This window comes from Herbaspirillum sp. VT-16-41 (assembly GCF_001994935.1).
Classification (GTDB): domain Bacteria; phylum Pseudomonadota; class Gammaproteobacteria; order Burkholderiales; family Burkholderiaceae_D; genus Herbaspirillum; species Herbaspirillum frisingense.
Window position 1 is genome coordinate 1 of record NZ_MUXB01000014.1, and the last position, 12,046, is coordinate 12,046.

The 12,046-nt window shown below is 62.6% G+C and carries 11 protein-coding genes; 6 read left to right on the forward strand and 5 right to left on the reverse strand.

The features are described from left to right. Window positions 1–156: 156 nt before the first annotated feature. Window positions 157–1,311, reverse strand: coding sequence for a sigma-54-dependent Fis family transcriptional regulator (locus tag BTM36_RS00145; RefSeq protein WP_077234768.1), 1,155 nt, complete (start codon window positions 1,309–1,311; stop codon window positions 157–159). Between the two features lie 190 nt (window positions 1,312–1,501). On the opposite strand from BTM36_RS00145, the gene BTM36_RS00150 reads away from it, so the two are divergent. Next, the gene (locus BTM36_RS00150; RefSeq protein ID WP_077234769.1) at window positions 1,502–2,404 is read left to right on the forward strand and encodes a LysR family transcriptional regulator; all 903 of its coding nucleotides are present in this window, start codon (window positions 1,502–1,504) and stop codon (window positions 2,402–2,404) included. Between the two features lie 110 nt (window positions 2,405–2,514). Here the strand turns inward: BTM36_RS00150 and BTM36_RS00155 are convergent, their stop codons facing one another. The 4 genes from BTM36_RS00155 to BTM36_RS00170 form a co-directional block, all read right to left on the reverse strand. Beyond that, window positions 2,515–3,315: an SDR family NAD(P)-dependent oxidoreductase gene (locus BTM36_RS00155; protein ID WP_077234770.1), complete on the reverse strand. Its 801-nt coding sequence runs from the start codon at window positions 3,313–3,315 to the stop codon at window positions 2,515–2,517. 11 nt (window positions 3,316–3,326) lie between these two features. Then, window positions 3,327–4,097, reverse strand: a complete 771-nt coding sequence (locus tag BTM36_RS00160; RefSeq protein WP_077234771.1) for an SDR family NAD(P)-dependent oxidoreductase — start codon at window positions 4,095–4,097, stop codon at window positions 3,327–3,329. Window positions 4,098–4,219: 122 nt separating this feature from the next. Continuing rightward, a complete protein-coding gene (locus tag BTM36_RS00165) occupies window positions 4,220–6,103 on the reverse strand; it encodes a TRAP transporter large permease subunit (RefSeq protein ID WP_039874340.1) in 1,884 nt (627 codons plus the stop codon). An 84-nt stretch (window positions 6,104–6,187) separates the two neighbouring features. Continuing rightward, entirely contained in the window at window positions 6,188–7,222 is a 1,035-nt protein-coding gene (locus tag BTM36_RS00170) for a TRAP transporter substrate-binding protein (protein WP_006461998.1), read from the reverse strand. 172 nt (window positions 7,223–7,394) lie between these two features. Here BTM36_RS00170 and BTM36_RS28660 point away from each other — a divergent pair, with 172 nt between their 5' ends. From BTM36_RS28660 to BTM36_RS00190, 5 genes are all read left to right on the forward strand, one after another. Further along, window positions 7,395–7,607, forward strand: coding sequence for a hypothetical protein (locus BTM36_RS28660; protein WP_139347005.1), 213 nt, complete (start codon window positions 7,395–7,397; stop codon window positions 7,605–7,607). Window positions 7,608–8,004: 397 nt separating this feature from the next. After that, window positions 8,005–9,186, forward strand: coding sequence for an acetyl-CoA acetyltransferase (locus BTM36_RS00175; RefSeq protein ID WP_077234772.1), 1,182 nt, complete (start codon window positions 8,005–8,007; stop codon window positions 9,184–9,186). A gap of 136 nt (window positions 9,187–9,322) precedes the next feature. After that, a complete protein-coding gene (locus BTM36_RS00180) occupies window positions 9,323–10,939 on the forward strand; it encodes an acyl-CoA synthetase (RefSeq protein ID WP_256385229.1) in 1,617 nt (538 codons plus the stop codon). Then, window positions 10,936–11,505 (forward strand): DUF296 domain-containing protein, encoded by a 570-nt coding sequence (locus BTM36_RS00185; RefSeq protein ID WP_006461995.1) that lies wholly within the window; start codon window positions 10,936–10,938, stop codon window positions 11,503–11,505. Before BTM36_RS00180 ends, BTM36_RS00185 begins: the two co-directional genes overlap by 4 nt. Beyond that, window positions 11,502–11,969, forward strand: coding sequence for a PPC domain-containing DNA-binding protein (locus BTM36_RS00190; protein WP_039874333.1), 468 nt, complete (start codon window positions 11,502–11,504; stop codon window positions 11,967–11,969). Before BTM36_RS00185 ends, BTM36_RS00190 begins: the two co-directional genes overlap by 4 nt. The last annotated feature ends 77 nt before the right edge of the window (window positions 11,970–12,046 follow it).

The window sequence follows — 12,046 nt, forward strand, 5'->3', positions numbered from 1 at the left end:
TGACCTTGCGAACCGTAACCGATGATGGTCACGTTCTTGTTCTTGATCAGGGACAGGTCTGCGTCTTTGTCGTAGAAGACTTTCATGAATTTCCTAAAGAAGTTGGGCAGGGACCGCACTCGCGGCCCACATATCGTTTATATGATTTATATCGTTTCAGGCAACGGCATAAGCCGGCATGGCCTGGTCACGTACGTGCGGGATGTCCAGTTGCCTCAGCTTGCGGTAGAGCGAAGCACGGCACATTCCCAATTGCCGCGAAGCGGCGGAGATGTTCCAGCGACTGCCATTCAAGGCAGCAATAACGCGCGTGCGCTCATCCCGGTACGGATCGCCGGTAAGCACTACGGACGTGGCGTCCCCTTCGGCTCGTGACGCGAAGGGGCGGATCTGGGCGGTGCGGCCGATGGAATGGACCTGGGCCAGCGGCACCGCCTGGAATTGCATCAATTCTTCGGGCAGGTCGCACAACTCGATGCGACCGCCATTCATCACCGCGCAGCTGTAGCGGATCACCGCATGCATCTGACGCAGGTTGCCCGGCCATGGATAGGCCAGTAGTCGCTGCAGGGCCGCCGGGGCGATGACGTTCTCGTCGGCAGCCTCCCCCAGCTCGTCGGCAATCATCTGCATCACCAGCCTACGACGGTCGGCACGTTCGCGCAGGGCTGGCAGTCGCAGCACGCCACCCGCGACACGGTAATAAAGGTCTTCGCGGAAGCGTCCCTCGCCGATCAGCGTCTTCAAATCCTGGTGGGTCGCGCAGATCAGTTGCACATCGACCGATACCGGTCGCATTGCACCGAGCGGGATCACCTCGCGCTCGGACAGCACCCGCAGCAGCCGCGTTTGCAGGGCGAAGGGCATGTCGCCGATTTCATCAAGGAACAACGTGCCGCCATCGGCCTGCTGCACCTTGCCCTTCATGCCGCCTGGCAGTGCGCCCGAGAAGGCCCCCTTGCAATAACCGAACAGTTCACTCTCGGCCAGGCTTTCCGGGATGGAGGCGCAATTGACCGCCACCCACGCCGCCTGGCGACGCGCGCTGTAGTCATGCAGCGCGCGCGACAGGTATTCCTTGCCGGTACCGGTCTCGCCCAGGATCAACACCGGAATGCCGCGATCGATCAGGCGCTTGCCGCGCTCCACCAGATCGCGCATGGGCTCGTCACCCGCGGCCAACTGGTCGATGTCACGGTAGCGCGGCGCGGTGCGGGAAGCTGCGCAGCGGTGGCTGCGGGCAGTATGGGCAGTATCGGCGGTCTGGACGTCACTCTCAGCCATGGGCTGTTCTACCGGGGGTGTCGGCATGATGGTCTCCTGTCTTGAACTGCTTTTTTGTCGAACCGTCTTCCCTCGGAGCGGCTCTTTATGCGCGGGGTCTGGCTTGTGGCCGGCCCGGAGAAGTGTCGCAATGGCACGTCTGCGGCAAAGAATAGCCAGACAATCCCATGACTTCCAATACAATGTACAGACAGAATCAATACCTTGAAGGTATCAAATGATCGAGTTGAGACACCTCACCTATTTCCGCACCGTAGCAGAAACCCTGCATTTCGGACGCGCGGCGGAGCTGCTGCATATCTCGCAACCGCCGCTCACACGCCAGATTGCGGCCCTTGAAAGGGAGCTGGGCGCGCAATTGTTCGACCGCAGCAAACGAGCCATCCAGCTGACCTCGGCCGGCAAATATTTTTATCGCGACACCACAGAAATTTTCAAGGCACTGGAACGGGCGAAACGTAATGTCTCGTCATCGAGCACCGGCAAGAGCGGTGCGTTGAAGGTGGGATTCATGATGTCCTCGGCCTACAACATCCTGCCGTCGGTGACGCGCCACTATTCCGCCGCCTATCCCGAGGTGGACATGCGCCTGACCGAATACGTCCCCAACCTGCTGGCCACCGACATCGAGGATGAGAAGGTGGATGTGGGCATCATGTACCGCCCGGAGGACTGTAGCCGCCTGGACAGCCACACCATCTATGCCGAGCCCCTGCTGGCGGTGCTACCCCGCGAGCATCGCCTGGCCGGCAAGGAGGCCATCTCCGCCGCAGAACTGGCGGAGGACCCTTTCGTCAGCATCCCCCGTACGATCGCGCCGGTAGTATTCGACCTCATCATCAACCACTGCCAGTCGCGAGGTTTCCGTCCGCGCATCGTGCTGGAAGCCAATCTGCAGCAGACCATTGTCAACCTGGTCGGCGAAGGCCTGGGTGTAGCCCTGGTACCGACGTCGATGCAGGCCATGCACCTGGACACCACCGTCTTCAAACCCCTGATCGACGCGCCACTGGTCGAAGTCGCCGTGATCTGGAACAAGGAGAATACCAATCCCTGTATTCGTACCTTTGCCGATACGGCGGTGGAGGTGTGGCGGAAGATGCAGCCAACGGCGCCATAAAAAAACCCGGACGCTCTTGGACGCCCGGGTTCAAACCGCGGCAGGTCGGCTTCCACGCCCGCCCGCCTGCGGCCAACAAACAAACCGGCTCAACCAGGGACTGTTCACACTCATCCGGCGCAGCGCAGCGACAATCCCCCGTCCACGATCAGGTCCAGTCCCGTGATGTAGCGCGCGTTATCAGATGCCAGGAACAGCGAGGCATGCGCCACGTCCCAGGCGTCGCCCATGAAGCCCATCGGGCATTGCGCATTGCGCTTGGCGCGCATCTCTTCGATATCGCCTCCATAGGCGGCCTTGAGCGGCTCGCGGATCATGGGCGTATCCATCATGCCCGGCAGCACGCAGTTGGCGCGGATGCCCATGGGCGCGTACTGCATTGCCACGTTCTTGGTAAATGCCAGGATGGCGGCCTTGGTCGCGGTATAACCGAGGTAGGGAAAGCCGATCCAGCGCAGTGCCGCCAGCGAGGAAATGTTGACGATGGCACCCTTCTTCTGCTTTTCCATGATGGGCAGCACGTGCTTGTGGGTCAGGAACAGGCTGGTCTGGTTGACCGCTACCAGCCGGTTCCAGCTCTCTTCGCTGGTCTCCACCGGTCCGCCGGTTTCGGCGATGCCGACATTGTTGTGAAGCACATCCACCCGGCCGAAGTGATCCATCGCGGCATCGGCGATGGCCTTCACGTCGGCGCTTTTTGAGACATCGGCCGCCAGCACTTCACAGACCCCGCCCTCGCTGCGGATGATTTCGCGAGTCTGCAACGCGGCTTCGATGCTGCGATCCACCGCCAGCACCCGCCCGCCTTCACGGGCATACAGCGCGGCAGCGGCCTTGCCGTTGCCCCAGCCTTCGCCCACCGAACCGGCGCCGGTCACGATGATGACCTTGCCTTCCATCAGCTTGTTCATGGTGGCGCTCCTCAGATCTCAAGCACGCCGCCAGCGACGAAGCCGCCATCCACCGGTACCACGTGGCCGGTGATGTAGGACGACTCTTCGGAGGCCAGGTAACTCACGGCCGAGGCGATTTCGTCGGTGGTGCCGTAGCGCCGCATGGGCACCAGGCGGTAGTAGCTCTCGCGGGTCTGCTCGGAATGCATGGCCTGGGTCATGGGGGTATCGACCGGGCCGGGAGCGACGCTGTTGACGGTGATGCCGTATTGCGCCAGTTCGATCGCCATCTGGCGCGTCAGGCCGATGACGGCGGCCTTGGAGGTACCGTAAGCGGTGCGGCCGGCCCCGGCGCGGATGCCCGAGATGGACGAGATATTGACGATGCGGCCCCACTGCTGCCTGACCATCAGACGCGCCGCATGCTGGCCTGCCAGCAACACGCCGGTGACATTGACGTTCATGGTCTGCAGCCAGTTGTCGAGCGGGTAATCGAGGAAGGAATAGGTACGTGCCACGCCGGCATTGTTGACCAGCACGTCGCAGCGACCATAGTCCTTCTCGATGTGGGCGAAGGCGGCCGCGATGGACTCCGGATTGCCGAGGTCCATCTGCAGCGCGGCTGCGCGGTGACCGGCGGCTACCAGCGCGTCGGCAGTCTGCTGGGCTGCCTGCAGGTTGATGTCAGCCACCAGCACGGTGTGGCCCTTGGCCGCCAGTTGCTGGCAGATGCTGGCGCCGATGCCCATGGCTCCGCCCGTCACGAGCGCCACGCGGGCGCCGCTATCATTGCGATTCATATTGTCTCCGTGGATGTTGGCGGCCCCGGGAAGGGATGGGGTAAGGGGCCGCCGTGTTCTAAGTCGTCGTTGGCAAATCAATCATGGAAGTTTCCTGATCGCTCGCATGACCGGTGAGTGGATCAGAGGAAGCCGATGGAAATCCAGGGCACGAAGGCCACCACCAGCAGCGCCACCACGAGCGCGGCCAGATAGCCCCAGACCCGGTTAAAGACGCCGTCCGGCGAGACCTTGCCGATGGCGCAGGCGGCATAGAAGCCGACACCGAAGGGCGGTGCGAACAGGCCGATGCCCATGGCCAGGATCACCACCATCGCATAGTGCACGTCATGCACGCCCAGTGAACGCGCCACTGGGAACAGCAGCGGTCCGAACAGCACGATGGCGGGGATGCCTTCCAGCAGGCTGCCCAGCACGATGAAGATGACGATGGTGATGAGCAGGAAACCGGCGCCGCCACCCGGCACACCCTGCATCAACGCCACCAGCTTGGAGGAGAAGCCCGACTGCGTCAGCGCCCATGCCATCGCGGTGGCCATGCCGATGATCAGCAGGATGGCGCCGGAGAGTGCAGCGGCTTCGATCAGCATCGGATAGAGGCGCTTGAAGTTCAGGTGCTTCATGAACAGGTGCATGATCAGGCCGACCACGACCGTATAAGCCACGCCGATGGTGGCGACCTCGGTGGCCGTGGCCACGCCCTCGATGACGGCCACGCGGATCAGCATGGGCAGCGCCAGGGCGGGAATGGCGGCGATCAGGGTCTTCATGATCAGCGACATGGGTGCGCGCGGCACGTCCGGCATCGGCTCGCGGCGGGCGCGCATCCAGCACACCACGGCGATGGCGATGGTGGCGATGGCCGCCGGCATCAGGCCACCGATGAACAGCGCCGTGATCGAGACGCTGCAGACCGCGCCGATGGTGATCAGCACCAGGCTGGGCGGGATGGTCTCGGTCATGGCGCCGGACGATGACAGCAGGGCCACTAGTTCTTCCGGCTTGGAGCCGCGCTTCTTCATTTCGGGGAACAGCGCCGGCGCGATGGCTGCCATGTCGGCCGCCTTGGAACCGGAGATGCCGGAGACCAGGAACATCGCGCCCAACAGCACGTATTGCAGGCCGCCGCGCACGTGACCCAGCAGGGCCGCCATGAAATCGATCAGGGTCTTGGCCAGGCCCGACATTTCCAGCAGCGAGCCCAGCAGCACGAACAGCGGTACCGACAGCAGGATCAGGCTGGACATGCCTTCGTCCATGCGGCTGACCACGATCATCAGCGGCGCATTGGTCGCCAGGGCGAGATAGGCCATGGTGGCGGTACCGAAGGCGAAGGCGATGGGGATGCCACCAGCCACGCACACGCCAATCAGCAGCACGAAGAACACGATCAGGTTGTAGTTGCCCATGGCCATCAGGGCCGGCTGCGCCAGCCACAGCGCACCCGCAATCACGGCCACCACCGCCAGCGCCGAAAGCAGCAGGCGCATGGTGGTCAGGGCGGCCATGCGCGAGACGGCCGCCAGCAGCATCAGGATGGCGCCCACCGGCAAGGCGGCAGCGCGCAGGCCGTCGGGAATTTCCAGGGCCGGGGTGGTGATGGGCATCTGCTCGACCGCATGGTCCAGTGCCGGGTGGATCACCATCAATACGAAGATGCAGACCACCAGCGCCGCCACCGTTTCCAGCCAGATGCGGCCTTTCTCGGAACACTTGTTGATGATGGCGGTGAGCCGCATGTGCTCGCCGCGGTCCAGGGCCAGCACGGCACCCAGCATGGACAGCCAGATGAAGAGGATCGAGGCCAGTTCATCGGACCAGACCAGGGGGTCATGCAGTGCGTAACGGTAGATCACGCCGGTCAGCAGCACGATCGTCTCGGCCAGTACCAGGCAGGCGGCCAGCGCGCCCACCACATGCATGACCATGCGATTCAAGCCCACCAGTGCGCGCGCAAACGGATTCATGTTGACCGGGGCGCGGTAAGTCATTGCAGCTTCCATCATCAAGCTCCAGCGAAAAAAGTCGGGGCGGACGGCGCCACGGCCCGGAATGGGCGGTGGCGTCGTCCATTCAGGCCGGACGGTGCGTCAGGCCAGCTTGCCGGTGTACTTCTCCAGCAGCGCCCAGGGCTCGTCACCGAACTTCTTCTTCCATTCGGCGTAGAAGCCGGCGCTGCGCAGCTTGGCGCGGAAGGAGTCGGCGTCGGCATTGTTGAAGGCCAGGCCCTTGCCCTTCATTTCCTCGACCAGCGAGTCGTTGAGCTTGCGCACGTCGGCGCGCTGGTTCATGCCGGCTTCGTTGATGGCGCGGGTGACGATGTCCTGCAGGTCCTTGGGCAGGCGTTCGAAGGACTTCTTGTTGCCCAGGAACCAGAAACCGTCCCACATGTGGTTGGTGATGGAGCAGTACTTCTGCACTTCGTACAGCTTGGCCGTGGAGATGATGGCCATGGGGTTTTCCTGGCCTTCGACGATCTTGGTCTGCAGGGCCGAATACACTTCGGCGAAGTTGATCGAGGTCGGTGCCGCATCGAAGGCCTTGAACATCGAGGTCCACAGCGGGCTCGGCGGCACGCGCAGCTTCATGCCCTTGAGGTCGTCGGCGACCTTGATGGGACGGGTGCTGTTGGTGATCTGGCGATAGCCGTTGTCCCAGATCTTCTCGAAGGCGAACAGGGTGGACTTGGCTTCGATCTGCTTGCGCACATGGGCGCCGAGCTCACCGTCCATGGCCGGCCAGACCTGGCTGTAATCCTTGAAGGCGAAGCCGATGCCGGAAATCTGCGCGGCCGGCACCAGGGTGCCCAGGATCAGCGGCGAGAGGGTGAAGAAATCGATGGCGCCGGCACGTACCTGCGAGAGCATGTCGGTATCGGTACCCAGCTGGTTGTTGGGGTAGAGCTGCAGCTCGATGCGGCCCTTGGACTGCTCGGCGATGGCAGCGGCCATTTCCTTGGCGCGTGCATTCATCGGGTGGGTCACCGGCAGGTTGTTGGCGTACTTGAAGGTGAACTCGGCCGCATGGGCAGAGGTGCTCACCATGCCGGTCGCGGCAGCAGCCGAGGCCACCGAGGCGGTCTTCAGAAAATGACGGCGCGTGAATTTACCAGTGGATTGATCCATCTGTCTTGTCTCCTGTTTGTCTGTTTGTATTTATGAATCTGCTGATTCCGGTGCCACTCAGCTGCCGCGAAATCCTGGCGTGCAGCCCCCTGTATCCGGGTTGTCAACACTGCCCATGCATCGATAGAGCAATTAGGATGCCAAGCCGTCGGAGCGGGCCGACGCGATGGCGATGTCCCTCATGGTCATCTGCATTGCGCCTGTATTCTCTGCGATAAAGGCTGCGCAGGACAAGGGCAGGGGCGGCACCGCCTGCAATTTATTTGATGCCGCCCTGCTGCGACACCTGTCGCATGCACTGTCGCCAACCTGTCGCAGGGATGTCGCAGGTGTCGACACCTCAGGCGCTGCTGCCGGGCAATTGTTTTGTGTTGCAGCGCAATGATTTACGTTAACGTAAAGTCCGTGCTATCTTCATCCGGTCGGCCGCTGGCGTAGCGGTTTCCTGCCCGGCAGGATTCAGCACCGCCCCATGGTCGATCTTATTGACGACGCAACACCGCATCAGAATCAACAACAAAGCGAGAGTCGGCGCGCCTTTGCGTCGAGCTTTCAGGAGACGGGCAAGATGCCGGCCCGGGCAGGGGCACACCCCGCCTGCGACCGTCGGCGACCAGTGGCGCCTCACTCTTGTGGCAATCGCATGGCGATGGCGACGAGCTTGCTGCACGTGGCAATCGCATTGGCACTGCAGTGGAAGACATTGGCACCGAATTTGCATATTGCCCCCGTGTGAACCGGAGCGACCAGGCTCCACCGACCAAGTCTTACAAGGACACACCATGACTGCTTCTGCATCCTCACCCTGCATCACCGGCTGGCACCATTCCCAATTCGGCAAGCTCGACGGCATCGATCCGGAAGTGTTGATCGGCCAGGTCGCCAAGGCCGCCATCGAACATGCCGGTCTGCAACCGGAAGACATCGATTCCATCCACGTCGGCACCTTCAATGCCGGCTTCCTGTACCAGGACTTCCCTTCGTCGCTGGTCATGAATGCATTGCCGCAGTTGCGCTTCAAGCCGGCCACGCGCCTGGAGAATGCCTGCGCCACCGGCTCGGCGGCAATCCACTCGGGCCTGCAATCGATCAAGGCGGGTGAATCGAAACACGTGCTGGTGATCGGCTTCGAGAAGATGACCGAACTGGCGACCCCACAGGTGGGCGAGGTCTTGCTCAAGGCCTGCTACGCCAAGGAAGAAGCGGGCATCCCCGGTGGTTTCGCAGGCGTGTTCGGCAAGATCGCGCAGAGTTACTTCGACCGCTTTGGCGACCAGTCCGATGCACTGGCCATGATCGCCGCCAAGAACCACAAGAACGGCCTGTCCAATCCCTATGCCCATATGCGCAAGGACTTCGGCTTCGATTTCTGCCGTACCGTTTCCGAGAAGAACCCGTTCGTGGCCGGCCCGCTCAAGCGTACCGACTGCTCGCTGATCTCGGACGGTGCCGCCGCCCTGGTGATCAGTGCCGCCGACGTGGCCAAGTCCATGCCGCGTGCCGTGCAGTTCCGCGCAGCGGTGCATGTGAACGACTACCTGCCGCTGTCGCGCCGCGACCCGACCCGCTTCGAAGCCGCCGAACTGGCGTGGAAGAATGCGCTGGGCCAGGCCCGACTGTCGCTCAATGATCTGTCGCTGGTGGAAACCCATGACTGCTTCACCGTGGCCGAGCTGCTGGAATACGAAGCCATGGGCCTGGCCCCGCACGGCCAGGGCGCGCGCGTGATTGCCGAGGGCATTACCGCCAAGGATGGCAAGCTGCCGGTCAACCCGTCGGGCGGCCTGAAGTCCAAGGGCCATCCGGTGGGCGCCACCGGTGTCTCGATGCACGTGATGGCGGCCATGCAGGCGGCCCATGATGCTGGCGACATGCAGATCGCCAATGCGCGCTATGCGGGTGTGTTCAACATGGGCGGCGCAGCGGTGGCCAACTATGTGAGCATCCTGGAGCGCGTGAACTGATTGCAATTGCAAATTGCAAATTGCAGCTTGAAGCTTGCAACAGCGCGTCGTTCGCTGCACCAGCGAACGACGTGCAGGAACACGAAGTATCAACAAAAACAAGAACGAAGAGCCACGCCAATTTCCATTAGAACGAATCGGGACGAGTGAGACGATGTTAACGAAAGTGATGAACCTGGGCCGCCTGCTGTCGGACGTGGCGCGCCGTTTTCCGGATGAGCCGGGTCTGATACTGTCGCAGGGCAATGCCGATGGCAGCGACAGGCTCATCTCGTGGAAGCAGATCAACGACCGCGTCGACGCGCTGGCCCACGCCCTCACCCGCCGGGGTGTGAAGAAGGGCGACAAGATGCTGGTCCATTCGCGCAACAACCAGCAGATTTTCGAGAGCGCCTGGGCCGCCTTCAAGATGGGTATGGTCTGGGTACCAACCAACTTCCGCATCACACCGCCTGAAGCGGCCTACCTGGGCCAGTCCAGCGGCGCTTGCGTGATGCTCTACGACCGTGGCTTCGCCAATTACGTGGATGCCGTCAAGGCGGCCTCGCCGGCGCTGGAGCATGTCATCGCCCTGGCCGATGCGCGCCCCGGCGAGCTGGATTTCGAGGCACTGGTGGCCGAGGGTGGCCAGGAGAGCTTCCGCGAAGTGGAAGTCGATTACGAAGACCCGATGTGGTTCTTCTATACCTCCGGCACCACCGGTCATCCCAAGGCAGGCGTGCTCTCGCACGGCCAGATGGCCTTCGTCGTGACCAACCACCTGGCCGACCTGATGCCGGGCCTGAACCATCAATCGCGTTCGCTGGTGGTGGCACCGCTGTCGCACGGTGCCGGTATCCACGCCGTCATCAACACCGCGCGTGGCGCGGCCAGCATCCTGCTGTCGTCCGAACGGCTGGTGGTCGAGGAAGCCTGGCAGCTGGTGGAAAAATACAAGGTGGACAATCTCTTCACGGTCCCCACCATCGTCAAGATCCTGGTCGAGGATGAATCGGTGGATCGCTACGACCACTCATCCTTGAAGCACGTCATCTACGCCGGCGCACCCATGTACCGCGCCGACCAGGTGTATGCGCTGAAAAAACTGGGCAAGGTGCTGGTGCAGTATTACGGCCTGGGCGAAGTCACCGGCAACATCACCTTCCTGCCGCCCTACCTGCACTTCGACGACGACGCCCATCCGCAGGCGCGGGTCGGCACCTGCGGCATGCCGCGTACCGGCATGCAGATCGCCATCCTCAACGACGACGGCCAGGAACTGGCGCCCTTCGAGACCGGTGAAATCTGCGTGCGCGGACCGGCCGTCTTCATGGGATACCACAACAATCCGGACGCCAATGCCAAGGCCTTCAAGCATGACTGGTTCCATACCGGCGACCTCGGTCATGTGGACAAGGATGGTTTCCTCTACATCACCGGGCGTTCTTCGGACATGTACATCTCGGGCGGTTCCAATGTCTATCCACGCGAGATCGAGGAAGCCCTGCTCACGCACGCGGCCGTGTCGGAGGTGGCCGTGCTGGGCGTGCCCGACCCCAAGTGGGGCGAGAGCGGCCTGGCGGTGATCGTCTGCAAGGCCGGCCAGCAGGTCGATAGCGCCGCCTTGCTGGCGCACCTGGAAGAGCGCATCGGCAAGTACAAGTGGCCGCGCCGCTTCGTCTACTGGGACAACATGCCCAAGTCCGGCTACGGCAAGATCGTCAAGAAACAGATCAAGGCACTGCTGGAAGAACAGGGGGAATACCGCCTATGAAGCTGACGAACAAGACCGCCCAGGCCGCGGCCGGCACCGGTTTCGTCGAGGTACGCAAGTTCCTGCACGCAGGCCAGCAAAGCTATCCGCGCACGCTGGACCTGGAGGCCGACCCGGCCGAGGAACTGCGCATCACGCTGCAACCGGGCAGCTCCGTGGGCGAGTCGCTGCGAAGCGTGCTGGCGCGCTATGGCCAGCGCGGCGGCGTGGGCCGCATGTGCGGTGGCACGGCACGGCGGCTGCACTATCACCGCATCGAACATACCGGGGACGCCAGCCGTCCCTATGACTACGGCCCGCCGCATGTGCTCGAAGGGGTGATCACCTTCATCACCGGCGCCATCACGGTGGGCCAGAACCAGGACGGAAAGGTTTTACTGCATTGCCATTCAGGATTCATCGACGGTGACGGCGCCCTCCACGGCGGCCATCTCCTGCTCGATACGGTGGAAGTGGGCGACGATCCGCTCATCATCCGCCTTTGCTTGTTCTCCCGGGGCGCCTTCGTCGTCAACAGCGATGAAGAGACGCACTTCAGTCTATTGCATCCGACACCCATGGAATGATGATGACTCTCCACGCCAACGACACTACGACACGCGACGACCATACCCCCCCTATTCACGTAGAAGAAGGCCGCCTCGGCAAGCTCGTGATGGCCCGCCTCAAACCCAACCAGGACCTGACCGAAAGCGTGGAAGCGCTGTGCCGCCAGCACGGCATGAAGACCGCCATCGTGCGCGGCGCCATCGGCAGCCTGATCGATGCCCACCTGCAATACGCCACCCCGAACGGCCCACGCGAGATGGAGATCAACGGACCGGGTGTGGAAATCCTCAATGTCTTCGGCGAGATCGGCTTTTCCGATGGCCAGGGCAATCCCCATCCACTACAGGGCGTGGTGGCCGACACTGACGGCAAGATCTTCGCCGGCCGCTTCGTGCGCGGTGCCAACCTGTCCTTCATCACCATCGAGATCACCCTGCAGGAGTGGGTCGCGGTCAAGCAGCAGGAAGCCGTGCCGGCCTGAAACGAACAATGCCGTCCAGCGACAGACTGGACGGCATTGCATTCACATCACTAGGGCCTGTTCACATTTGATCTGCG